Source organism: Roseibium sp. Sym1 (assembly GCF_027359675.1).
Classification (GTDB): domain Bacteria; phylum Pseudomonadota; class Alphaproteobacteria; order Rhizobiales; family Stappiaceae; genus Roseibium.
Genome location: NZ_CP114786.1, coordinates 4,890,209 through 4,911,438, shown reverse-complemented (window position 1 = coordinate 4,911,438; position 21,230 = coordinate 4,890,209). Strand labels below are relative to the sequence as shown.

Annotated in this window: 30 protein-coding genes; 18 read left to right on the top strand and 12 right to left on the bottom strand. The window is 55.2% G+C overall.

Annotated features, from left to right (window positions below):
- Positions 1 to 53: 53 nt before the first annotated feature.
- The 12 genes from dnaA to O6760_RS22625 all read right to left on the bottom strand — a co-directional run bounded on the left by dnaA (position 54) and on the right by O6760_RS22625 (position 10,343).
- The gene (dnaA, locus tag O6760_RS22680; RefSeq protein WP_269581951.1) at positions 54 to 1,475 is read right to left on the bottom strand and encodes a chromosomal replication initiator protein DnaA; all 1,422 of its coding nucleotides are present in this window, start codon (positions 1,473 to 1,475) and stop codon (positions 54 to 56) included.
- Positions 1,472 to 2,710: an adenylosuccinate synthetase gene (locus O6760_RS22675; protein WP_269581950.1), complete on the bottom strand. Its 1,239-nt coding sequence runs from the start codon at positions 2,708 to 2,710 to the stop codon at positions 1,472 to 1,474. The genes dnaA and O6760_RS22675 overlap by 4 nt, the downstream gene beginning before the upstream one ends.
- A 12-nt stretch (positions 2,711 to 2,722) precedes the next feature.
- Positions 2,723 to 3,637 carry a hypothetical protein gene (locus O6760_RS22670; protein WP_269581949.1) on the bottom strand — a complete coding sequence of 305 codons (915 nt, stop codon included), beginning with the start codon at positions 3,635 to 3,637 and terminating at the stop codon, positions 2,723 to 2,725.
- An 18-nt stretch (positions 3,638 to 3,655) separates the two neighbouring features.
- A complete protein-coding gene (locus O6760_RS22665) occupies positions 3,656 to 4,678 on the bottom strand; it encodes a J domain-containing protein (RefSeq protein ID WP_269581948.1) in 1,023 nt (340 codons plus the stop codon).
- A 26-nt stretch (positions 4,679 to 4,704) separates the two neighbouring features.
- Positions 4,705 to 5,517 (bottom strand): thymidylate synthase, encoded by an 813-nt coding sequence (locus tag O6760_RS22660; RefSeq protein WP_269586334.1) that lies wholly within the window; start codon positions 5,515 to 5,517, stop codon positions 4,705 to 4,707.
- 26 nt (positions 5,518 to 5,543) lie between these two features.
- Positions 5,544 to 5,966, bottom strand: a complete 423-nt coding sequence (locus O6760_RS22655) for a hypothetical protein (RefSeq protein WP_269581947.1) — start codon at positions 5,964 to 5,966, stop codon at positions 5,544 to 5,546.
- A complete protein-coding gene (locus O6760_RS22650) occupies positions 5,966 to 7,054 on the bottom strand; it encodes a sodium:calcium antiporter (protein ID WP_269581946.1) in 1,089 nt (362 codons plus the stop codon). The genes O6760_RS22655 and O6760_RS22650 overlap by 1 nt, the downstream gene beginning before the upstream one ends.
- A gap of 49 nt (positions 7,055 to 7,103) precedes the next feature.
- Complete coding sequence (locus O6760_RS22645; protein ID WP_269581945.1) at positions 7,104 to 7,571, bottom strand: tellurite resistance TerB family protein; 468 nt, start codon at positions 7,569 to 7,571, stop codon at positions 7,104 to 7,106.
- A 24-nt stretch (positions 7,572 to 7,595) separates the two neighbouring features.
- Positions 7,596 to 8,201 (bottom strand): hypothetical protein, encoded by a 606-nt coding sequence (locus O6760_RS22640; protein WP_269581944.1) that lies wholly within the window; start codon positions 8,199 to 8,201, stop codon positions 7,596 to 7,598.
- Positions 8,202 to 8,471: 270 nt separating this feature from the next.
- Positions 8,472 to 8,918, bottom strand: a complete 447-nt coding sequence (locus O6760_RS22635) for a hypothetical protein (RefSeq protein ID WP_269581943.1) — start codon at positions 8,916 to 8,918, stop codon at positions 8,472 to 8,474.
- 70 nt (positions 8,919 to 8,988) lie between these two features.
- Positions 8,989 to 9,642 carry a VWA domain-containing protein gene (locus O6760_RS22630; RefSeq protein WP_269581942.1) on the bottom strand — a complete coding sequence of 218 codons (654 nt, stop codon included), beginning with the start codon at positions 9,640 to 9,642 and terminating at the stop codon, positions 8,989 to 8,991.
- 62 nt (positions 9,643 to 9,704) lie between these two features.
- Positions 9,705 to 10,343 carry a hypothetical protein gene (locus O6760_RS22625; RefSeq protein ID WP_269581941.1) on the bottom strand — a complete coding sequence of 213 codons (639 nt, stop codon included), beginning with the start codon at positions 10,341 to 10,343 and terminating at the stop codon, positions 9,705 to 9,707.
- A 244-nt stretch (positions 10,344 to 10,587) separates the two neighbouring features.
- Here O6760_RS22625 and O6760_RS33470 point away from each other — a divergent pair, with 244 nt between their 5' ends.
- The 18 genes from O6760_RS33470 (at position 10,588) to O6760_RS22540 (ending at position 21,205) form a co-directional block, all read left to right on the top strand.
- Positions 10,588 to 10,770 (top strand): helix-turn-helix domain-containing protein, encoded by a 183-nt coding sequence (locus O6760_RS33470; protein WP_442969817.1) that lies wholly within the window; start codon positions 10,588 to 10,590, stop codon positions 10,768 to 10,770.
- A gap of 1,055 nt (positions 10,771 to 11,825) precedes the next feature.
- Positions 11,826 to 12,062, top strand: coding sequence for a hypothetical protein (locus O6760_RS22620; RefSeq protein ID WP_269581940.1), 237 nt, complete (start codon positions 11,826 to 11,828; stop codon positions 12,060 to 12,062).
- 69 nt (positions 12,063 to 12,131) lie between these two features.
- A complete protein-coding gene (locus O6760_RS22615) occupies positions 12,132 to 12,410 on the top strand; it encodes a hypothetical protein (protein ID WP_269581939.1) in 279 nt (92 codons plus the stop codon).
- Positions 12,407 to 12,622: a hypothetical protein gene (locus O6760_RS22610; protein WP_269581938.1), complete on the top strand. Its 216-nt coding sequence runs from the start codon at positions 12,407 to 12,409 to the stop codon at positions 12,620 to 12,622. Before O6760_RS22615 ends, O6760_RS22610 begins: the two co-directional genes overlap by 4 nt.
- Before the next feature lie 286 nt (positions 12,623 to 12,908).
- On the top strand, positions 12,909 to 13,550 hold the full coding sequence (locus tag O6760_RS22605) for an antitoxin of toxin-antitoxin stability system (protein WP_269581937.1): 642 nt from the start codon (positions 12,909 to 12,911) through the stop codon (positions 13,548 to 13,550).
- Between the two features lie 4 nt (positions 13,551 to 13,554).
- Positions 13,555 to 13,818 (top strand): hypothetical protein, encoded by a 264-nt coding sequence (locus O6760_RS22600; RefSeq protein ID WP_269581936.1) that lies wholly within the window; start codon positions 13,555 to 13,557, stop codon positions 13,816 to 13,818.
- 209 nt (positions 13,819 to 14,027) lie between these two features.
- On the top strand, positions 14,028 to 15,197 hold the full coding sequence (locus O6760_RS22595) for a DUF932 domain-containing protein (protein WP_269581935.1): 1,170 nt from the start codon (positions 14,028 to 14,030) through the stop codon (positions 15,195 to 15,197).
- Positions 15,198 to 15,631: 434 nt separating this feature from the next.
- Positions 15,632 to 16,060 (top strand): hypothetical protein, encoded by a 429-nt coding sequence (locus tag O6760_RS22590; RefSeq protein WP_269581934.1) that lies wholly within the window; start codon positions 15,632 to 15,634, stop codon positions 16,058 to 16,060.
- 46 nt (positions 16,061 to 16,106) lie between these two features.
- The gene (locus O6760_RS22585; RefSeq protein ID WP_269581933.1) at positions 16,107 to 17,447 is read left to right on the top strand and encodes a DUF3560 domain-containing protein; all 1,341 of its coding nucleotides are present in this window, start codon (positions 16,107 to 16,109) and stop codon (positions 17,445 to 17,447) included.
- Complete coding sequence (locus tag O6760_RS22580) at positions 17,444 to 18,043, top strand: methyltransferase type 11 (RefSeq protein ID WP_269581932.1); 600 nt, start codon at positions 17,444 to 17,446, stop codon at positions 18,041 to 18,043. Before O6760_RS22585 ends, O6760_RS22580 begins: the two co-directional genes overlap by 4 nt.
- 141 nt (positions 18,044 to 18,184) lie before the next feature.
- Entirely contained in the window at positions 18,185 to 18,409 is a 225-nt protein-coding gene (locus tag O6760_RS22575) for a hypothetical protein (protein WP_269581931.1), read from the top strand.
- Between the two features lie 5 nt (positions 18,410 to 18,414).
- Positions 18,415 to 18,903: a hypothetical protein gene (locus O6760_RS22570; protein ID WP_269581930.1), complete on the top strand. Its 489-nt coding sequence runs from the start codon at positions 18,415 to 18,417 to the stop codon at positions 18,901 to 18,903.
- 51 nt (positions 18,904 to 18,954) lie between these two features.
- Complete coding sequence (locus tag O6760_RS22565) at positions 18,955 to 19,518, top strand: hypothetical protein (protein WP_269581929.1); 564 nt, start codon at positions 18,955 to 18,957, stop codon at positions 19,516 to 19,518.
- Positions 19,515 to 19,787 carry a hypothetical protein gene (locus tag O6760_RS22560; RefSeq protein ID WP_269581928.1) on the top strand — a complete coding sequence of 91 codons (273 nt, stop codon included), beginning with the start codon at positions 19,515 to 19,517 and terminating at the stop codon, positions 19,785 to 19,787. Before O6760_RS22565 ends, O6760_RS22560 begins: the two co-directional genes overlap by 4 nt.
- Positions 19,780 to 20,334, top strand: a complete 555-nt coding sequence (locus O6760_RS22555; protein WP_269581927.1) for a hypothetical protein — start codon at positions 19,780 to 19,782, stop codon at positions 20,332 to 20,334. Before O6760_RS22560 ends, O6760_RS22555 begins: the two co-directional genes overlap by 8 nt.
- A gap of 43 nt (positions 20,335 to 20,377) precedes the next feature.
- On the top strand, positions 20,378 to 20,680 hold the full coding sequence (locus O6760_RS22550) for a hypothetical protein (RefSeq protein ID WP_269581926.1): 303 nt from the start codon (positions 20,378 to 20,380) through the stop codon (positions 20,678 to 20,680).
- Positions 20,680 to 20,973, top strand: a complete 294-nt coding sequence (locus tag O6760_RS22545; RefSeq protein ID WP_269581925.1) for a hypothetical protein — start codon at positions 20,680 to 20,682, stop codon at positions 20,971 to 20,973. The genes O6760_RS22550 and O6760_RS22545 overlap by 1 nt, the downstream gene beginning before the upstream one ends.
- Positions 20,963 to 21,205 (top strand): hypothetical protein, encoded by a 243-nt coding sequence (locus O6760_RS22540; RefSeq protein WP_269581924.1) that lies wholly within the window; start codon positions 20,963 to 20,965, stop codon positions 21,203 to 21,205. The genes O6760_RS22545 and O6760_RS22540 overlap by 11 nt, the downstream gene beginning before the upstream one ends.
- The last annotated feature ends 25 nt before the right edge of the window (positions 21,206 to 21,230 follow it).

Below are 21,230 nucleotides of genomic sequence, written 5' to 3'. Positions count from 1 at the left end.
TACCGTAAAGATGCGATCCATGCTGAATCGTAATCAAATTCACGATACCTGGATTATTTTGCAGCACGAATCATCTCCTTCAAAGACTCCAGCTCCCTGGAGAATGTAGGATCATCAGGGAGCATACGGCTAATCTTTCGGTGAGCGTGAAGAACCGTCGTGTGGTCTCGATTCCCGAAGCGACGTCCGATTTCGGGCAATGAACGAGGCGTCATTTCCTTAGCCAGGTACATAGCAATTTGCCGAGGCAGAACGACAACACGAGCCCTTCTCCGAGACAACATGTCTGATCTGGCTATCTCATAGTGCCTGGACACTATTCTCTGAATGACAGCAATTTTTATTGGTTGCGCTTCTTCAACTGCAATCAGATCCTTTATTGTTTCCTCAGCCTCGGCATAGGTGGGGACCCGCCCCATCAACTGATGAAACGCTAGAAAGCGGTTCATTGCACCACCAAGTCCGCGAATTGTCGACTTTACCGAAGAAGCGACATACCTGAGTACATCCTCCGAGACATCAAATGATGGGTAGGATTTCCTGATCTCAGCCACCTGAGATACCAGGATGTCAGTTCTAAGACCGAAATCTGACTCCCCCAACTGGACCACAAGCCCGCCAGACAGACGTGAACGGGTCCGTTCATCGAAATCCAACTCCAATGGCAAACGATCGGATGCGACAATAACTTGCCGGCCTTCGTCCAGCATGAGGTTCAGCATGTGCGAGAATTCTGTTCTGGCCTTTTTTTCATGCAAAAACTGGATATCGTCGACGACGAGATAGTCGATCGAATTAAGCACATGCCTTAATGTTGAGGCTGCTCGGGAGTTTAATGCTACAACGAACCGGTACATGAAGTGCTCTGCCGTCAAATAGAGCGCCTTCTTCCCGTTCCGCCGGATACTAGCCGCTGCAGCCTGCAATAGATGCGTTTTCCCCATGCCGGTAGCAGCTTGAATAAATAGCGGATTGAACAAATCATCCTTTTTCAGAACGACATTCTTCACCGCAGTTAAAGCCGTGCGGTTAGATGCGCTTTCCAAAAAACTTCCGAATGACGACCGCGGGTCCAATACCGATCCGTCCATCGCATCTGTGATGTACTTCGAAAGTACATCATCCGCCTTTGGCGGTGACTTTGCGGTTTGCGCGATTTTTTGTACCGCGGCCCGCCGACTCTGTGTGTTGGGTGTCAGTGCAACCGCGACTGAACGAACCGCGCCGCGAACTGAAAGTTCGATATTCTGCACTGTTTCACATTCACGCTTCCAAAAGCCTAGGATCTGGTTTTGGTAATGTTTCTGGATCCATTGCTTCAGAAACTGGGTTGGAACCGACAAACGGACCGTGCCGTCCTGAAATTCCTCAAAGTCTATCCGAGCGAACCAGCTGGTGAATACATCATCACCAAGCTCAGCATGCAGCTGCTTTTTGACTCGATTCCATTCTAGGGATTCATTATCTCCGCTCATGCCAACTCTTTATCTCTACGCAGTTCGCGTTGTCGCAGCATGGACATTTTAACGTTCTCGCGCGTCGGGCCGTCCGACACTCCGTATAAGCCGTGCGGGTGCCAATCGCGTGTGTATTCACTCAGAAAAGAGATCTTGTTTTCTGGAAATATTCTCCCGGAAACTTCAATCGGCAACGTGTCCCCATGGATTTGGTCCGTGCATGTAATAAAAATACCTGGCCTAACCTCAATCCTGTGCTTCACTCGCCAGAGATCGTAGTTGATGGCGTGCACAATTCCGTCAACATCAAGAGGAGCAAGCCTTAGCTCCCCTTGCCAGTCGTTGGGCGTGTTGGTTTCGTCAACCACCTCAACCCCCTTCAGGGACTTGGTTTCATTCCGCAATGGTCCAGCGCCGTGCCTCGTCGAGTAGGCGCGGGTCATGTAGTGAACGTCGACTGAGGAAATGCCCGCCTCGGCGCAAACGGCGGCGATGTTCGGCATGCCCGTATTAGAGCGTGTTACGTGAGGAAAGGCTCCGTAATCCTGGTCAAGCATCAGGCCTTGGGCGCCTTCGAAAATGACGGTCCCCTCCCGGCCGATGTCGGCGTCATCTCGTATACGGACGAGTTCGACAAACCTAGCACAGTCCGTTACGAAGGATTCCAGGATACCGTCATCGAATATGAGGTCGATTTCCTCGTCGGTCAGTTCCTCCACACCCAACTTCCGGAGCCTCCTGGAGACCCACTGGCTACGAATCCTTATCAGGATAACGCGCAGATCCTTCCCTAGGTCTGCAACCGTTATTTTAAAGAACCTTTTGCTCGACCGTTCGATGGTTTCGCCGAATCCCATGCCACAACTGCCGTGCCTGACATCGCCGCGCCGAGATTCGATGATCTGGTTGACCATGATGTCATAAGGCGTGGTCACCAGCGCACGCGGATCGATCGTTACATTCGTGTTGGCTCCGATCCTCCGGAGTTTCTCGACTTCAGAGAGGAAGAACATCGGATGCGAGACGAAGAATCTCGAGAGGTGTGTTCTCGCGCCGGCCAGCGCGCCAGAACCGACGTGATGGAAGACGTGCCGAATTCCCTCCGGCGTAACGACAGTGTGTCCTGCCTGAGCGCCGCCGTTGGTTCTGACGACCACAGCGCCTGAATTTTCGGCGGCGAGGAAGTCGGTCATGAGACCCTTCCCCTCGTCGCCGAATCCAGCACCGATAACCGCTTTCGCGATCGTAATCATGACGCGGCTCCGTCAGCCCAGTCGTTGAATACCCCGGCCACCGCCGGTCGCGAGATCCCTGGTCGCATTTGCAACGACAAGGGATGTGTCCCCGCTCCAACTAGCCACGACTTCCGCTTTGTTAGCGCCTTCGCAGATCTGGATCGCGGACACGATGGACTCAGCCACTTTGTCCGGGTCCTCGACGTAGAGGATCCGCTGAGGCAGGATCGGCTCGAACGTCCGTTTCACCTCGTCCAGACGGTGTCTGGCGTGCCCGACGGTAGACAGGATCACGTGGAAGACCTCGTAGGTCCTGGACGCTAGGTTGATGCAATCCTCCGCCGAGAGGTTCGCCTGAAGATCGAGTCCGAGGAACCTCTTGGCCTGTTCCTTGGTGACCCCGTCCAGCGTCGGTTCGTCGCCGATGGTGAAGAGGTATCCCTTCTTCCGGCGCTTTTCGAACGCGTCGGTCCTGGTCTTCATCGCGGCGAACACGTGGGGCAGCATGTAGCTCTCGCCGCCATTGGCACCGCCGCCACGCTCGATGTAGAGCTCCTTGAGCTGCTCCGCGATCTTGATGTCGCCCTCAAACTGCGTGACCTGAAGCGGTGATCTGTCACATTCGGCGTCCCCTACGGCCATCGCCATGATGTGTGGATCGGTGACCGGCTTTCGGTTGTAGATCTCTGTTGCGACCGTGTTGAGGCCCTTTCGGATCATGGTTTCCGCGATCATTCCCATGGATCCCGTGACGTCGGAGGCCAGGATGATCGGTGTTGAGGCCGGATTGACGTCGGAGTCTCTCGACTCGCGGAATTCAATCTTCGAGGGGTCAAACGGATCCTTCATACTTGAGGAAGTGAAGATTTCCGCGGAAGATTTCCCCGCAACGTGCTTCTTGCTGTAGTCGCTCCAGTCGGAGGGGCTCCATCTTGCGTATCCCATGACGTTCTCCTTTCGTCGTTACGCGCCGTAGATTTCGGCGGCCGTGCAGGACATTTTCTCGAACCGTCTTGGTCCAAACGATTCAACGAGCGCGGTCATCCACGCCTCGTAATCCGCGGTCGCCCGTGTTGCGGGAGGCAGCGAAATCCAGTTTGCGAACGGTTTCGGCACCGTTCCCTCGGTCAGCAGCTGACCGCCGTGCGTCTTCCCGAGGCAATCGAGAGCGACGCTCCGAACGAGGGTCACGTCGATCTCCGGCGTGGCCGTCTGCCCCTTCACCGCGATCCTCGGATAAACCTCCGTGGTTCTTCCCGGCAGAGCCGTCGGTCGTTCGCCTATCTTCGTCGCGAACCCCCACCCTCCGAGGAGATGGATGGAATGCCTTTCGGGCTGGATCATCAGGGTTTCGGGTCCGATCGCTCCGTGGACGATCCCCGCCCATTCCAGGTAGCAGACGATGTTCATCATCCCCGAGACGATCCAGGCTACGTGTTTGACCGGAATTTGTCCGCCATGGTGTTTGATCAGATCCTTCAGGAGGATCGATCCGCCGGGGCGCTTCACGATGGTGAGATGCCCGCCGTCCTCGAGCGCTTCGGACTTGCCGGCACGCGGTAGTAGAATTTCCATTTGCTTGCGCATCGTGTCGTTGGCGAACTTCAGGTTCTCGATCCTCGCCTTCTCCGCTCGACCGATGTCGCTCAAATCCGCTCCGTGGACGAATGAAACCGTCTTGGCGCCGATGAAGGTTCGTCCAGAATCCGTAACGCTCTCCTTGAGGAATTTGAGGCGAAACGTCTTTCCGTCGTCGGTCTTCAGAAGTGTCTCGAGCGTAGGAGCCTTCACGCCGCCCTTTAGGGCTATCTCCTTCAGCTCGACCAGCTTTTGGAGGACGTCCTCGGATTTCGGGTCGCTGCTTCGATCGGGGTGCCATGACATCGCGAGACTGTGGAAACGCTTCTTGATCTCGGCTGCATCGCCAGGAAAGAGAGTTCCTGCCTGTGCGGCACTTAGATTAAGAATCTCATCAGCTGTTTGCATGGCGGATGTCCGTTCAGAACTATGATCTAGACCGCTATTGGCGCGGCAATGTTCGGATGAGGGTCGTAGCCAACCAGCTTGAAATCGTCGAACTTGAACCCAAACAGATCCGTCACATCCGGATTGATCTTCATCTCCGGCAGAGCCCGGGGCGTACGGGCTAACTGTTCGCGGGCCTGGTCGAAATGGTTGGAATAGAGGTGCACGTCGCCAAAGGTGTGCACGAAGTCGCCAGGCTTCAGGCCGGTGACCTGGGCGACCATCATGGTCAGCAGCGCGTAGGAGGCGATGTTGAAGGGTACGCCAAGGAACACATCCGCCGAGCGCTGGTAGAGCTGGCAGGAGAGTTTGCCGTCGGCGACATAGAACTGGAACAGGCAATGGCACGGCGGCAGCGCCATTTCATCAACCTGTGCTGGGTTCCACGCTGACACAATGATCCTGCGATCTTCCGGTTTTGTCCGGATCTGATGAAGAATCGCTGCGATCTGGTCAATGGAACGGCCATCCGACGCCGGCCAGGAGCGCCACTGGTAGCCGTAGACCGGGCCGAGTTCGCCGTTCTCGTCGGCCCAGTCATCCCAGATCCTGACGCCGTGCTCCTTCAGGTAGCGGATATTGGTATCGCCAGATAGAAACCAGAGCAGTTCGTGGATGATCGATCTCCGGTGCAGCTTCTTAGTGGTGAGTAACGGAAATCCTCGCGACAAGTCGAAGCGGATCTGATGGCCGAAAATGGAGCGCGTGCCCGTACCGGTACGGTCGCCCCGGTCGACGCCAGAAGTCAAAATCAACTGCAGCAGATCAAGGTATTGATATTCAGGTTGCTCAGATTGCAGCAAACGTGAATGGTGCAACGAAGTGTTCACAGTCCAATCCTTTCCCGGAAAAGCGCCCAAAAGTTCTTTGATTGTGGCCGGTCATCCAGGCGCGTTATTTCCGGAATTCTGGAGGTCTCAGGAGATGGATTCAGAGCATCAAGAATTGCTGCCCTCAGAGAACCAACCGAAATCGCTGTCTGTAAGGTCCTACAGGGTAGAAAAACCGGGTGGTAGAGCCGATCGATTTCCAGATTGATTAGAAGCCCGTTTTGCGTCTCAGTGACTCTCGCGGTATCTGCCATCCCCTTCAGCATGCCGGCGAGAACAAGCATGATTTCCCGCTCACCAACCACCATTACCGTTTCCATGCCTGGCCGCGGCACATCGACGTACTTCTTCACCTGTGGGGAGGGAGAAGACTCGATCGGCTCATCATTGGAACGGGAAACCTGGTCAAGATAGGCCATCACCACCACCTGAATTCAGTATTAAGTGCAAAGAGAGTCCAGGCGGCATAAATCGCCGCCAAGGCGAAGCCATGCCAAAGACGAATCCTGGATGGCAAGATGATCGCCGCCGCAATGACAACCGTGAAGACCAGCAGTCCGACTCTGATCGATTGGATTGCCTCATGTTCCGGTATCGCAATACTTCCATGAAGTAGCGTATAAGCGAGAATTGGGGCCCCCAGAGCAACGCAGATATCAAACGTGTTTGAACCAAGGGCGTTTGCGATCGCGTCGTCGTATTCTCCCTTCATTGCCATCTTTACCGACATGATGGTGTCCGGTACCGATGAAGCGCCGGCGCCGATGAAAAGAGCCGTGATGATTGGGTGAACTCCCAAAATATCTGCAGCGGCAACGATTACGTCAGCCAGCAGAATACAGAACAGAACGATCAGTAATGTCGACCAGGCGATCTGAAACCAAGCCTTCCAACAAGGCAGAGCGTAAGGTTCGTCTTCAACGTCGTGTGCCGGAGAAATTAGCATAAAGGAGCAGTAAGAGGCGTAGAATCCCAACATCACGCCTGCATGCCATGCAGTAAAAACACCTGCTGAAAGAAAGTAGATGAGGATCAGTTCTGCAATCACCAGGAAGATAAAATCTCGCGCAACTGCTGACTTATCGATCTTTATACCAGCAGCCGTCTGGCTGGCACTGGCAAAACCTGCGGCCGCCAATCTGACCGCGGATGGCGCAAGCACAACAAAAATCACTGCCATCGGTATAACGTTGGAATTGAAGATCGCCGAACCTGCAGTCACCGCGATCCCGGCCCCAAGAAGTTCGTTGCCAGCGTAGGCACCACCACCAACCACGAACAAAAGACCGACTGTCGTAAAGAGCTCGGGCATCGAGCTCCCGATTGCATTGATCGTCGCCCCTTTGACACCCGTTGGGAGTGAACGTCCAAGACGATGAGCTGCCTCCTCAAACGGGTCACATGCCCAGGCAAGGCAATAGGACAAGAATGCCGCGGCGAGCAGCAGAGAGGTAAACGCGACACCAAACGGCATCTCGCGTAGAATCTCGTAATAATCGAAGGGCATTGTATCCTCGCTGGCGAGCGCTCTGCGCTCGCCACGACCAGAGTCTGTTTCAGAAGTCGAAAACGATCTCGTTGTCGTCGACGGAATCCTCGATTCCAGCCTTGTCGGCCGGCGTGATGTTGAGCAGCCCGGCATACTTGTCCGCCATCTTGACTTCGGCCGGATCGAGAACACCGTCTGCCTTCGCCGTCTTGTAGATGCACAGGTACACCGCGTGCCTGATGGGATCATCTTCACCGGCAATATCCTCGAGCTCCTTGTCGATCGCTGCCATGCCGCTGGCCTTGATCTTCTGGACCATCTTGTTCATGGTGGAATCGATGACATCCTCACTGAAAAGTCTCGTGACGAATTCATCTGCCTTCGCGCTGGCGCGGACCTGCTCAAGTTCTTCGCGGTCGATCCTTCCGTCCGCGGCCGCCATGCCGATCCCGCCGGCGAGGTAGGCTTCCAAGATATCTGTGTGTCCGGTGATGCGGCCAATCGCAGTCTGCGCAAACGCTTTGAAATTGAACATGAAATTTCTCCTCTAAGGTTACTGTTAACCGCGCCGTTTGTAGGATGGCACGTGTTCCGACCCTGCCTCTGTCGGCTTGGATGTGGACGGTTTCTTCTCGGCGCTCCTGGCCGTAGTGGGCGGCCGCTTTTTCACACTCGGCGCCTGCTTCTCAGCCGGGCAAAAACCGAATGTCTGCTTGATGCGGTGTGCATCACTGTTTGCGATCTGGAGCGAAAGACGGATTTCCTCGCATCTCGCGGAAGTATTGGTATCAGATGACCATACCGCAGCTGCCATCGAGACAGCAGCACCGTAGAGCATCAAAACCTGGTCGCACCCGGCAACCTTCTGGATGACATCGAGCGCTTTCAGGCGACGCGATCCCAGGTCACCGGCGCGGTATTGATCGTTCACTTGCTCGAAGTCCATCAGCACCTGAGACACAGACCAATGAGAAAGCCAGTCAACCGAACGAACGATGCCTTCAAACTGTCGTTTTTGGTCCTCTGACGCGGGAGATTTCATGTCAGGCGCAAACACACATGCCCACAAAAACGCTTCGTATTTTGACTTCAGCAGTTTGCGTTGCACGCTATCAACGGCGTCGGTCAAACCGATCGATGCCATGGCTGACTTTAAATCGATCATCTTGCATTCCTCAGTTCCGGACCTGGTCATACTCGCCGCACCGCGTAGCACGCCGCATCTCGGGCAAAATCTACGTTTCTGTTTGTCTTTACGTAGGCGTCGTTTTCCACACTTCGGACAGCTCGCCATATTTCAACCTGCGTACCAGAAACCGGCTTCACCTTTGAAACCCCACGCCAGTCTCCGGTTTGCAGAATTTCTGACACACGTCAGAAAGGATCGCGCATGCGATCCATGGCCGCTCCTGTGGGGTCAGGCACCAGGTCACGGCTAGTTGTTAGAAATCGAAGGCGGAGGCACTGCCGGCTCGGCATCGTCGTGGCTCATGTCTGCCAGCGCCAATTCCTTGAGGGATTCTTCGTGATCGGCGAACATGCTCTTCCGCAACGCATCCCTCTTTCGACGAAGTTCCGCCGACTTCATCTTGGCGATGGCAACTTCTTCCTGCTCGACGTTTTTGTCGAACGTAGACGTATCGATGCGCGACACGATCCAGAGCACAGCACCAGCCTCGTCAACGTCAATTTCAACATCAACATCAACAACCTTCGCCGTGGTCATGTCCCACCGGGTACCCGACGGCACAACGACCATGTCGTCTTTCTTGATCGTCGGATCCAGGGTTTTGAAGAGGGTCGATTTTCCGTTCGGCTCGTACTGGCACTCGATAGCGCGCAGCCTGTTGTTGATAAGAAATACGGCGCGTGAAAAATTCATGACGTTTCCTTTTTGAAACTGCGAACCACTTCCAAAATGGAAGTGGTTCGCAGGCCTCATCCGTCGTCGTTCAGTCGACCTGCGCCTTGCCGAGCATCTCGCCGAAATTCATAGACTCGGCCACGTCTGACTTGATGGCGTCGACGCAATCGAACCGGGCACCGTTCTTCTCGAGCTCATCATCGAGATAGTCCAGGAACGCGGCCGCCCCGCGGTCGTGACCGATCTGAATGAACAGGAACGTCAACTGCTTCTCGTGGTCGAGCTCGTTGACCGCATTCACGATGACGTCGACGCAATCCTTCTTGTCGGTGGCTTCGCCGTCCGTGAGCACGATAACAAAGGCATCCTTGCCGTTCGTTTTCCGAAGATTGACGGCCTCCTGCAGGGCGCCGGCCAGGCGCGTGCTGCCACCGGGCGAAACCTGTGCGAAGACATCCCTGACGCGGGCCCGATCGATGTTGTTGAACGTTTTCGAACTCGACGCGAAAGTGATCACGCTGATACCGTCGTCGTCGACTTCGTCCGCGAAACCAGCGATCTCTTCGCCGAGAGCCTTTGCCTCGTCCCATCTGGTGCCGGTGACGCCGGGACGTGTCGAGGGCTCGCCCATCGAACCGGAAGAGTCGAGCAGAAGGTAAAAGTCATATTCGCTCATCTGAGCGGGTGACATCACAGGAAACCCGCCAGTATCTGCAGTCTGCACTGCTGCTGTCGTATTCATAAACTTCTCCTGTTACCGCTCCATTCCATGAAGCGAGTTATGAAGACCAACCTGCAAGCATTTCACCTGCAACGATTTTCATCTTCGATTTTCTTCGCCGAAATGATGTTTGGGAACTCGGTCCAGTCGGCGAAGAAGCCAAGACCGAGAAAGTTGCCGATGAACGGAATCTGGTTTTTGTAACGCCGCGTTCCGGTATCAACGAAATCAAAAACACCGCCCACTGCCATCAGATCGCGCGTTTCCGCGGAGTTTGAATGGTAGACAATCAGGGGAATAACGAGATCCCGCGAGACATATTGGCTCGTTTCGCAAGTGTCGTGCCGCTGAACGATGAAGACCTTCCGGACGCCAGTACCACCAGCCTGCTCATCCAAGCGTTGGGTAACGATGGTGCCGGCGTAAGAATCCCGGGTCAGGAAAAAGTAAGTGGTTTTCCCCAGCCACGGCATCGCCCAGTATCCGAAGCAGAGAAGAGCGATCGTCACCACCTTGGTAACAATACCCTTGCTCGATAACCCAAAAAGCAACCCGACAAGCAAACCGAACCAGATCAGTTCATCGATAAAAGAAGCAAAACCAGGTACAAAAAGACTTGCGATCCAATTCAACGGTCCGGACAGGATCCAGAGCAGCACACCCACTCCAAACGCTGCCACTCCAACACCCACCACACCGGGAGACCGAATATCCGTTGACATGATAACTCCTCTCCCCAGACGTCGCCCCAGGCCAAAGACCAAGGGCGACGGTCACCGCGGGAGGGCTGGGGGGCAGTTGCATTCCGTGGCGACAAGCGGACGTTACGACGCATTACGCGTTTCGTCAACGCCTTTTGCGTTTTTTTTGAATATTTTTTGTAGCGTTGATCAATCGTTGTTGTTAACTGGCACCGAAACGGACCAAATATGACCTACCTATAGAGAAGCACATATGTGAACCGGAATGAGATCAGTTGGTTTTCATAGTTGGCGCGTGCGCCACAAACTATCGCTGGCCCAGGCAAGCCAGGTTTTAGGCTGCTCCAAGACCTCGCTTGTGAACTGGGAAAAGGGCAGGACACGCATCCCTCTTTACATCGCCCTCGCCTGCTCAGCTTACTCGTTTGGTCTTCCGCCAATGGATTAAGTCTATTTCCCAACACATTGAAACCGTGAAGGTCTTTTGCCGTACTCGGAACACCATTCGACGAGCAGCCCAAGATCCCCCATCTCGCGCGCCATAGTCTCCATACGCGCCTTCATACTGTCGTGGTGAAACGAACAGAGGCCTTGAAGGTTGCTCCAGTCATACCGAAGCTCCGGGAAGTCCGCGGCCGGCAATATATGGTCCGCCACCTCGGTTAAACCCACCCTCTCCTCCTGGTCGCAAAACCTGCAGAATGGGTTCCTGCGACGGAATGCCAAACTCAACCGATCCCACTTCGCATCGTAACCTCGATTTCGAGGGGACGTTCTTCTGATTGCATTCTTTACCTTTTTTGCCCTTCCGGCGGAAAAAGGTCGAAAGGTTGGTGGGTATCCAGATCGGGCCATGCTGTCAGAATAACGCAACATACATCGAGGTCGAGTTTTTTTGCCTACGCCAGCGGAAAATCACTCCATGCGCGGTCCGACCCGTCCGCCTCCCATCTCTTAAGCGATGACCCCATACCCGTCGAGGCCAGGCGGGGCCTGGTGGCTGGGGCATCGAGGGCGTCAAGGCGTGACAGGGGCGGGGCGTGACGGCTGTCGGGGTGCGTGCACGCTGGGGGACTATCTGGGCGGACTGACCGCAGCGGACGGGGCTGGCAGGCGGCTTGCTGGCCACCTGCCGTTTGACTGGGGACGGTTGTGCGGGCAGCTGGTGCTGACGTGCAAGAGGTCATGCCCTGGGCGTGTTACCTGCCGGTGCGGTGCTGCGCTGCTAGCTGACAGGGGACCGGGGCGGGGCTGCGTGCTCATTGGAGCTTTAGTGTAAAGCCTGCCCCCTGCCCCCGCTGCGCGCTGCGCGCGCCGGGGTTAGATGCTTTAGAATCTATACGGGGTGTAGGCATGTTGGGGGTGGTGCATTTGGCGCTGTCCCTCAGCCCGTTTCCCAGCTGCAAAAGAAATTAAAAAAAATAACGCAGAATGTGTTGCATTGGATTGCGAGTCGCTGTAACGTGTTTTGCGTCAACAGTGACAAGCAAGAGAGCGGTTCAAATGTTCAAGACAACCAAAACTGCAAACATGACAATCGTTACCGTCCGTGTCTTTGGCCGGTTCTTCAATCTGTCGTTCGGCAAGGCTGCTAGTGCAGCGACACGGGCCGCAAAACAACGTGCAGCCGAGCGCAAGGCTTTCATGGCACGGCACTTTATCGACCATGCAGAAGAAGCACGGAAAGCGCGCATTTACGCCACCCGTATTGTGGCCACGTATGCCAGCGGTTGCGATTGATTGCCCGGCAGTGCTGCCGGTCCGCTGGCAGCATCCCCGGCAACCATGTCAAAAGAGAGGAATTCTATCATGAGTGCGAAAAACGATGGAAAGGGACGTGTAAAGCATTCCCCTCCGCTGTTTGAGACGTTCTGGGCAGCTGGGAATAAACGCTTTGACCCAGAAGCACGCGCGGACGGTAACGGCGGCTTTCTGAGGCACGGCTACTACTGGTCCTCAGAAGGTTTCAAAAGTGACGGGCCTTTCTCAAGCCGCCGCATCGCCGAAGCTCGCGCGCTCAAAGCTATCCGGGATAGCTGCGAAGACGAATTGAGCGACTACACAGACGCTTGTGAGGCACGACAATGAACGACATTTTTCAAGCTATTGCGTGCGCTCTGGGTCTAGTGACTGCCGGTCTCTGCACAATCCAGCCGGAACCGCCTTCCTACGTGGTGATTGCCCGGACGACTGACGGGCAGGAATTCATTGCCGGTGAAGGCGACAATTGCCGCGACGCCTGGCGCCGTGCGGTTCTTCCTGAAAACGTCGCAGTATCTATCTGCGTCAAATCGAAGTGAGACGGACCAATGATCAATAGTTTTCTTGTCCAAGGTGACCCGCTCAATCCCGGTGAAACTGATCTAATCGCGCAAACAGTTGATTTGCCCTTAGGGGAAGCCCCTTACGGACTTGGTTGGACAATTTTGACCGGGAACGCACTCACAAATTTCTGGACACGTTTGGTCTTTCGTCTGGATACCGAAGAGAAATCGTAAACGTGACGCGCCCTAGGCCGGTCCGTGAGACCGGTCTCAGCCGCAGCACGCGGAAACCGCCAATAGTGGCAATCAAGAGGGATTAGCTATGCGTGCCGAAACAATCAACGTTTACCAGTTTGACGAATTGTCAGACGCTGCGAAAGAGCGCGCCCGTGATTGGTGGCGCGAGTGTGAAAATCAGGACTGGCACGGTTCCGATTATGTCTTTGAAGACGCGGACCGCATCGCCGAAATTCTGGGAATCCGTTTCCTGCAGCATGACGTCAAGTTGAACAACGGCAAGACGCGGACTGAACTGTCAATTTTCTACTCCGGTTTCTATTCCCAAGGGGACGGTGCGAGCTTCAACGGAAACTATGCCTATCGGCGCGGCTCCTGCCGGGAAATTCGCAAATATGCCCCACATGCTGAGGGCCTGCATTCCATCGCTGACAGGCTGCAGGATATCCAGCGCCGCAACTTCTACCGCCTCACGGCAGAATGCAGGCACTCCGGCAACTATTACCATTCAGGGTGCATGTCTGTTTGCGTCGATAATGGCAACGTCATTTTGAGCGATGCGACGGAAAAAGAGTTAACTGCCGCTCTGCGTAGCTTTGCTGACTGGATTTTCCACCAGCTGCAAGACGCGTACGAAAGCGACATGTCGAACGAGTCGGTGGACGAAAATATCCGCGCAAACGGCTACGAATTCACCGACAACGGAAAGTTTTTCTCAGGGAGTTGATGTAATGACGTTGGATGAATTCCGCGCTAGCGCGCGCCGCATAAATGCAACTGATCCGGCCTTGCCGGATCATATCGCCGAATTGGCGCAGCCCGACATATTCCCGTTCGTGTGGATTTATGAAGGCGAAACGTCAATCAACGAAAGGCCGGACGGCACCTTTCATTTGCATATCGAGTGCAGCGAATACGACTCCAATGATCGTGCCGGGCTTGAGCTAGTTCTCTGGGACTGGATCACGGAACTATGGGCAACCGCCGGACACTGACACCAACTCGAACCGACTAAGGCCGGTTCCGGTGGGCGCCAAACGCCCAAATTCGCAGAATGCGAAAAACGTCAATTGTGACACTTGAAAGGTAAAGCCATGAAACGCACAATACGTCACGAATTCCCCGAACGCATGCCGTTCTCGGACTCGCCCCGCGCAAAGGACCGGCGGAAAGCTCGCCGCGCCGCGCGCGCCGCAAAACGTGCGTGGCTGCAAGGCTAGAGCCACCAATTCCCCAGCACTCAACGGAAGGAAAACCAATGTCTCAGATTATCAACCTGCAAGCCAATCACGTGAATTCGGCAAACGCGGAAAGCATCGAAAACAAACTAGGGTGGATCCGTCGCCGGTCCGATCGGCAGTTTATCAATCCGGACTCGCTTCTCGATCACCTGCAGGAACGTTCCGCCCGCTCGACAACCGACTTGCGCGAGAACGCGGAAATTGAAGTTATCGCCAACGATCAGCCGCGCACAATGGACGAAATGAACGCTGTGACAATGCTTGTCAACGGGCAAGAGCTTGACTTCTCTCACTGGTCATTCGGTCAACTCTGCCAGCTCGCGAAAGCCCCGGCGGGTTTCTTGCGCTCCCTGCCTGGCATGCTGGTGCGTGACAATCTCGACTACGCCCTGAAGCACAACAGGGAAGTTGAACAAGTCAAGCTCTACCACGATGACACCCATTTGCGCGCTATCACCGGCCCGAAATATGGCCGCGTCGATGATGCAGAAGTTGTCGAGGCCGTTCAAACCATTCTCGACGGTGGCCGCTGGGTTCCAGCTGAAAAACATATGGGGCTGCGTGTCTCTGATCGGTCGCTCAACATGTTCTTGATTGACCGGGAAAACCCGATTGTGATCGGGAAGGCGCCGAACGGTGCCGACGATATCATGTGGCGCGGTCTGCGCATCTCCAATTCGGAGGTTGGTTATTCGTCCCTGAAAGTCGAGGGCTTCACCTTCCGGGACTACTGCCTGAATGGCTGCATTTTCGGCATGCGTGAATCCGAGACTATCCACATTCGGCACAGTCTCAACGCTCCGCACCGCTGGGCCCGGGAAGTTCAGCCGGCAATCGAGCGCTATGCAAATCAGGATGCAATTACCTTTGTGCAGGCCGTCGAGGCGGCACAGAGCGCAAAAGTTGCCGACGACAACGACAAGGCCCTCGCCTGGCTCAACAATCGCGGTCTGACCGCAAAACAGGCGCGCGCGGCAATCGAACGCGTTCAAGTCGAGGAAGGCCGCGACCCGCGCACGGCTTGGGACATGGTGCAAGGTGTTACTGCCATTGCCCGGAAAGTTGCCCATGTCGAGGAACGCGCCGACCTTGAACGGATCGGCGGGAAGATCTTCGAACGCGTTGCCGCCTAACCGGTGATCATGGCGCGGCACCGCCGCGCCACTCCCTGCAAATTCGCTACCTGTGCCCAACTCGAGTCCCTGACGCCTGCAACGTCACATAGGGGGGCCACTGTTCTTGCAGTCCTGAAAGGGAGTGAACCAAACAGCTCTAGCGATGCTTTGCAAGGAAATTGACGTCAAAGGGATCCGGTCCGCCGGGCCGGTTCCGACAATAAACCGGAGAAAGCCGATGCAAGAATATTGGGCAACGCGGGGACGGTTGAAAACCGGGCCGCACGAAAGTCGGGACGCTGCTTTGACTGCGTTCAGGGAAAAGCACCCGTTCAAAGGACCGGTTTATCTGGCCGGTTCCAAGGGCAGAAAAATAACCACCGGGTACGGCTCACATGGTCCGTTCTTCGATATCCGGTTTCATGACGCAATCGACAAATCAGAGGGCTAGAATGGCATATACCCCGCTCTATCAACAGCCCGGTTTCCGGCAGAGTGTCCCTTCGGAAGGCACATGGCAGCACGTACCGAAAGACGGTTTCGGCGGCATTACCTGGCGCAACGCTGACACGGGCGAAACCGTGGTGTGCCCGGTCATTTGGTACACCCTGCCCGGCAAGACTTACGCCACTTCACTGCGCTTCAATGCTGTCCGTGCTGAGCAATCCGCCGAACGGCGGGAAGCTGAGGGAATGCCTTGGTCTGCCGGTGATGCTGAAAAGATGCGTCAGGATGCAAGGCGATTGCGCGCCATGGCGATGCTCTGTGACCGGTCCCCGGATTACCCCGCCGGATCTATCGACTTTCGCGGCCTGTCCGATCCCACAACGCCGAAAGACGTTCAAGACACCATTGTGACCGACATTGAAGCCGGTTTCTGAAATTCAAACGCCTGCCAATTGTGGCAACATGAAAGGAACTACAAAGATGACGACGATCACCGCAACATATAGCCCGGAAGACAACAAAATCCGGCTTTATGCCTCTTCTCGCCTCGACGCTGAGACCTATGCGCGGGTCAAAGAGGCCGGTTTCAAATGGGCCCCACGGCAGGAGCTTTTCGTCGCTCCGAAATGGACGCCACAACGTGAAGACCTGGCGCTTGAATTGGCCGGGGAAATCGAGCCGGAAGAAATGACGCTTGCCGAACGCGCCGAAGCAAAGGCCGCGCGCCTTGATGAACTCGCCGAAAAACGCCAGCGGGATGCAAACCGCTTTGCGGCGGCGGCCAATGAGCTATCCCGCGCCTTCGAATTCGGGCAACCAATTCTTGTTGGTCATCATTCCGAACGGAAAGCCCGGAAAACACAGGAGCGCATGCATTCCAACGAACGCAAGGCGCACAAGGCAACCGATCTTGCCAATTATTGGCTCTACCGGGCCGAAGGCGTGGAACGGCACGCCAACCGCAAGAATGATCCGAAGGTCCGCGCCCGCCGGATCAAGACATTGCTTTCTGAATTGCGCGAGGTGCAAGGCAACTTGAACCACTATCACGCCGCCTTGTCGCTTTGGGAACGGTTCACCGAACCGGAAGCAATCAAAAAGCTGATTGGTATCGGCCAAATCGCCACCGGTCCGATAACCCGTTTCGGTGACTACATGGCCGTGGAAAACGGGGAGAAAACGCCGGAACAGGTACGGCAGGAAAGCATTGACCGGTTCGAGCGTGCGCTTGCCTCCGGTCGCTCCGAACGCTGGATTGTGCACATCCTCAATCGCCTGTCATTCGAGCGGGAAATGCTCGGTACAGTGCCGCGCCACGAAGGCGAATTGCGGGAAACCGCTATCCAGATGTTTGCCCGCGAACAGGGGGCATACAAGCCGAAGGCCACCAAAACCGAAACCGGCTATGTGTTGGAATCGTCGGTTCCGCTTCCGGCTCACATTGCCAACGGCAAAGCGCTGGAACTCGACGCGGACGAATGGCGCAAGCTGATGGCAGATTGCGGCTATTCCGTGCCGCAGAAATCGAGGAACGCCAAAGCCCCGATCTTGAATTTTGACGTGGCAACGGTCCGCATTTCCAGGTTTGGCCGGGATGACGAAATCAACGTGCAACACATGACCAAAGCGGAATACAGCGCGATTTACAGCGAACACCGGGGAACGTTTACCGCGTCTGATGGCTCGTTCCGGGTCCGTGTTTGCCTCAATCCGAAACACGAGGGGCCGCGCTATCAAGCTGGCTGGGTCGCCGTGTTCCTGACCGACAGCAAGGCGCACCCGATCCCGGAAAGTGATTGCATCGTGAAGGAAGCGGCATGAAATCGGATCTCTACAAGATGCCGAAGCGACCGCAACGGCTTCACGTCAGAAAGCGGGACCGGTTCGCCGGTCCCAACATTGAACCGGTGGAAGTGGTCACGGTCGACAAGTTCACCGAATGCCACGTCACGCCGGGGGATGTTGCCGCGCGCATGGTCGATTACCTGGGGTCGCAAGGGGATTACCTGACCCTTGAGCCAAGCGCCGGGACCGGCCAGTTATCGCGGGCGCTCTTGGCGTCCGGGTATAGCCAAAGCGAGCTTGTGCAGGTCGAACGGCACCACAAGCTTGCGGGACAGCTTCACCGGTTCGGAACCGTGGTCAATGCCTGCTTTCTGGAATGGTCCGCCGAACGGGCCGGAAAGGTGGAATTCCCCCGAATTCTCATGAACCCGCCTTTCCGGGAGGTCCGCAAGCACATGGCCGCAGCTGAGTCCCTGATGGGGCGCGGCGGCCACGATTGCCCGCCTGTTCTTGTCGCATTGGTGCCGGTCACGTTCTCGCATGACCGCGCCGAAGAACTGGAAACGCTGGGGCCTGACACTTTCCAGACAGCGAAGGTCTACACCAAAATTATCCGGATCACGGGGGCTTAACCCGTGCTTCTCCTAAAGGACCTTTGCGCCTTTGCCGCCGTGCTTTTGTTTGGGGCGGCATGGCTGAACCTGGACCGGCTTTGGATGCTCTTCTGAGCCGGTCCGCGAAACCGTCAACAGTGACGAATGGAAGGAAAACAAATGACCAATACCGACGATTTGGCGCAACGGATTGCACAAGCCCGGGGTATCTGCCCGGAGGTGTTCGACGCCTTGGAAGATGTTCTCGAAGAGGCTGAGAACACTTCCGCTATGGACGATGCCAAGGCCGGTGAAGACGACATGATGTTGAAGGCCGTCAACAAGGCCCGGTCCATTCTCGGCGATGAGCCGGTTGAAATCGAATCCAGCGACGAGGAGGAGTGATCGACATGAGTTTGTTTTTCAATCGCAGCCAAATGACCGGCGCATACATCATCGACAACGGCGAAGACGAAGTCGCCGAGGTTTTCCCTGATAGTGTCGGACATGACGAGGCAAAGCGCCTTGCCGCTCTGTTCGCAGCATCTGAGACCATGCACTCGGCACTTATTGCTGTCGCTGAATGGTGCGATTTGATCGAACAAAATTACCCTGAAATGGCCTTCACAAAACACGTCCGCGCGGCGATGGGGGCGGCCAATGGAGAGTCTCCGGAACCGGTGAAAAACTACGCCGTTACGGGCCGGGCCTATGGCGACGATGAGGCTTCAACCCGCATCTATAACGGCTACACGTGGAGCGTAGCTATCGCAAAATTCAACGGCGATTTGGCACCGGATGAAATCGATGACACCACCAAATTTCTTGAAGGTGAGGATTTCGAGGGCGTTTACATCGATTCCGTGATCGAAAGCGACTCTCCTCTCCAGATCAAGTAACCGGCCCGCGCCGGTCCCGTCAATCGTGACACTATGAAAGGACAAAAAACCATGACAAACGCACACGTCGAAACACTCAAGTCCAACGGCTATGAACTGAAACAGAACATGTTTGCCAATCCCGGTTATTACTGGGTGCCGCTCGGTGACCGGGATGACCACCCGACCACCTTTCCGACGCCGGAGGAAGCTGCGCGCCACTACTGCCAGCTTTACGAACTGGAGCCGCAGAAACTGCCGTGGTCAATCGTTATCAACTGGGATGACGGCGACGTTGCTGAGCAAGGCACATATGCCTGGGCCGGAATGGCTTTTGATATTGATGATGCCGAGATTGAAGCCCGGTCAGAGATGTTCAACAGCTATGCCGATAATATGAACTGGGAAGACGAGGAAAGGGAGGAAAAGCTCGAGGGCCTGGGCGACATCCTGTATTTTGGCGGATCCGTGATCGAATCCTACTCCGGTGCCAATATCTGGGCCGCTCCGGACGGGCTGCGCGCGCTGAAAGCCATCATGGAATTCATCGACAACGGAACACCGATCTACCCCGGCGCGCTGATCGTCGAAGAAACCATCAAGCCCGCAATAGCCAGATTGGAGGGCCGGTCATGAGCATTTACTTCATCGCCGCACAGGACGCTGTGAGCGAAGACGACCACAGTCTTTTTGTTGAAGCGTCAAATGTCCCGGAGGCAATCGACAGTTTCTTTTCCTACGTCGAAGATGATGAATTAGGATGGAGTAAAGAGCCTGGCGAGATTGAAGTCGTCAATATTTTCTCTCTACCTCAACCATCCGGAGGGACTCGCGTCTTGCCCTGGTTCGACCTGGCCGGAGCGGAATGTGTCACTGATCAGTGGGAAGGCCGGGACAATGCCTGACAGACAGCAAAAACCGACATGCCCGGAGTGCAACGGTACTAAAGCATACAAACCAGACTGTTGGCTTTGCCAAGGAGAGATGGTCATTCCAATCAAGAAAACCATCGAAGAAGGCTATTCCGTGAATGATCTGGAAGACGCATACGACGGCCAGTGCCGGTGTCCGGCGTGGGACTGCAACGGCGATCCCTGTGACCTTTGTGACGGCTACGGTAAGGTTGAACCCCATGTGATCGAGCAAGAGATTACCCGTGTCTTGCTTTGCGCCATGAATGGAACAGTCCCACCAAGATGCTCTTCTAGCTGGTTCGGAAGGGCCTATGAGAGTGACGATCTGCTTGCCAAATTCGCGGGTGTTGAATGCCGTGAACGAGGATGGATCTGGTGGTTTGTTTCGGTCTTCGGCGATGAAATAAGCCTGACACAAGCCGGCGAGGAAGAAGCCAGGAAACGACAAGTCGAATGGCTTCGCACCAAGGATGTTTCACTTCGCCATATCGATGATATTGGCCGCTTCGAAGATGATGGAGGCCCGCCTAGTCCATAATTAACTCAAACCGCCAATCGTGGCAATCGAAAGGAGAGTACAGATGACAACCTTCCAGGAATTTCAGAAAATCTGCCGTCGCAAACAGCGCGAATACATCGCGTCCGAAAAGACGCGTATGGCAGCTGCCCAGGAACTCTACTGGCAATATCGCCAAGCCATGAACGAATTGGGCCTGCATGATCTACGCTTGGACGAGATCACCGACCGCATTCATGAACTCGATCGCATGGAAAAACAGGTCGATGATCAATTCGGCGATAATCCGACTATGCGTTGGTCATTCTCGCGATTCCTGAAACGCAGCGATCAACCGGCGCCACACCAGAGAAAGGCTATTCTTTGATGAAATACATCGGCGACAAACCTGAAGAGGCTTGGTTTTCAGTTTCAACGGCAGAAAGAGACGCACCGCGCGGCGAGAATTTTCTAGTCTACTATCCAACCATTAGGTTTGTAAGAACCTATGTTCCACCGCGTGTTTTGCTTGGAAGAATGGTTCGTATCCACAAAGATCGATGGGAAATTTTCACGAACGGTCAGGCTCTTGGTAAACCGGCCCTTTGGAAACCTATAACCTTCCCAGATCCAAAAGATTACCTCCCAGACGAACTTGAAGAGGGTGAATATGTCAGATAGTCAGGCTCAGCCTAAAATGAAATTGTTTGTTGTTGGTGAAAGCAATCCTGACCCAGAAAACTGGCATCGATCTGGTGAGATTCATATCGTATTCGCGGTGAGTACTGAAGAAGCGCGCGAACTCTGCGGTGATCTCGTAGGGAGCAGTGATCCAGTGACCGAGTTGGACATGGCGAAAATTTCCAAGCCATGCCTCATCGCATCCGAAGACAGCACAGATCGAAGGTGGTAACCAGGTTAGCCTGACGGCTACAATT

Bases quoted from the DNA above. Each gene is read 5' to 3' on its own strand.
- dnaA (WP_269581951.1), bottom strand. From the start codon at position 1,475: ATGAGCGGAGATAATGAATCCCTAGAATGGAATCGAGTCAAAAAGCAG.
- O6760_RS22675 (WP_269581950.1), bottom strand. From the start codon at position 2,710: ATGATTACGATCGCGAAAGCGGTTATCGGTGCTGGATTCGGCGACGAG.
- O6760_RS22670 (WP_269581949.1), bottom strand. From the start codon at position 3,637: ATGGGATACGCAAGATGGAGCCCCTCCGACTGGAGCGACTACAGCAAG.
- O6760_RS22665 (WP_269581948.1), bottom strand. From the start codon at position 4,678: ATGCAAACAGCTGATGAGATTCTTAATCTAAGTGCCGCACAGGCAGGA.
- O6760_RS22655 (WP_269581947.1), bottom strand. From the start codon at position 5,966: ATGGCCTATCTTGACCAGGTTTCCCGTTCCAATGATGAGCCGATCGAG.
- O6760_RS22650 (WP_269581946.1), bottom strand. From the start codon at position 7,054: ATGCCCTTCGATTATTACGAGATTCTACGCGAGATGCCGTTTGGTGTC.
- O6760_RS22645 (WP_269581945.1), bottom strand. From the start codon at position 7,571: ATGTTCAATTTCAAAGCGTTTGCGCAGACTGCGATTGGCCGCATCACC.
- O6760_RS22640 (WP_269581944.1), bottom strand. From the start codon at position 8,201: ATGATCGATTTAAAGTCAGCCATGGCATCGATCGGTTTGACCGACGCC.
- O6760_RS22635 (WP_269581943.1), bottom strand. From the start codon at position 8,918: ATGAATTTTTCACGCGCCGTATTTCTTATCAACAACAGGCTGCGCGCT.
- O6760_RS22630 (WP_269581942.1), bottom strand. From the start codon at position 9,642: ATGAATACGACAGCAGCAGTGCAGACTGCAGATACTGGCGGGTTTCCT.
- O6760_RS22625 (WP_269581941.1), bottom strand. From the start codon at position 10,343: ATGTCAACGGATATTCGGTCTCCCGGTGTGGTGGGTGTTGGAGTGGCA.
- O6760_RS33470 (WP_442969817.1), top strand. From the start codon at position 10,588: ATGAGATCAGTTGGTTTTCATAGTTGGCGCGTGCGCCACAAACTATCG.
- O6760_RS22620 (WP_269581940.1), top strand. From the start codon at position 11,826: ATGTTCAAGACAACCAAAACTGCAAACATGACAATCGTTACCGTCCGT.
- O6760_RS22615 (WP_269581939.1), top strand. From the start codon at position 12,132: ATGAGTGCGAAAAACGATGGAAAGGGACGTGTAAAGCATTCCCCTCCG.
- O6760_RS22610 (WP_269581938.1), top strand. From the start codon at position 12,407: ATGAACGACATTTTTCAAGCTATTGCGTGCGCTCTGGGTCTAGTGACT.
- O6760_RS22605 (WP_269581937.1), top strand. From the start codon at position 12,909: ATGCGTGCCGAAACAATCAACGTTTACCAGTTTGACGAATTGTCAGAC.
- O6760_RS22600 (WP_269581936.1), top strand. From the start codon at position 13,555: ATGACGTTGGATGAATTCCGCGCTAGCGCGCGCCGCATAAATGCAACT.
- O6760_RS22590 (WP_269581934.1), top strand. From the start codon at position 15,632: ATGGCATATACCCCGCTCTATCAACAGCCCGGTTTCCGGCAGAGTGTC.
- O6760_RS22585 (WP_269581933.1), top strand. From the start codon at position 16,107: ATGACGACGATCACCGCAACATATAGCCCGGAAGACAACAAAATCCGG.
- O6760_RS22580 (WP_269581932.1), top strand. From the start codon at position 17,444: ATGAAATCGGATCTCTACAAGATGCCGAAGCGACCGCAACGGCTTCAC.
- O6760_RS22575 (WP_269581931.1), top strand. From the start codon at position 18,185: ATGACCAATACCGACGATTTGGCGCAACGGATTGCACAAGCCCGGGGT.
- O6760_RS22570 (WP_269581930.1), top strand. From the start codon at position 18,415: ATGAGTTTGTTTTTCAATCGCAGCCAAATGACCGGCGCATACATCATC.
- O6760_RS22565 (WP_269581929.1), top strand. From the start codon at position 18,955: ATGACAAACGCACACGTCGAAACACTCAAGTCCAACGGCTATGAACTG.
- O6760_RS22560 (WP_269581928.1), top strand. From the start codon at position 19,515: ATGAGCATTTACTTCATCGCCGCACAGGACGCTGTGAGCGAAGACGAC.
- O6760_RS22555 (WP_269581927.1), top strand. From the start codon at position 19,780: ATGCCTGACAGACAGCAAAAACCGACATGCCCGGAGTGCAACGGTACT.
- O6760_RS22550 (WP_269581926.1), top strand. From the start codon at position 20,378: ATGACAACCTTCCAGGAATTTCAGAAAATCTGCCGTCGCAAACAGCGC.
- O6760_RS22545 (WP_269581925.1), top strand. From the start codon at position 20,680: ATGAAATACATCGGCGACAAACCTGAAGAGGCTTGGTTTTCAGTTTCA.
- O6760_RS22540 (WP_269581924.1), top strand. From the start codon at position 20,963: ATGTCAGATAGTCAGGCTCAGCCTAAAATGAAATTGTTTGTTGTTGGT.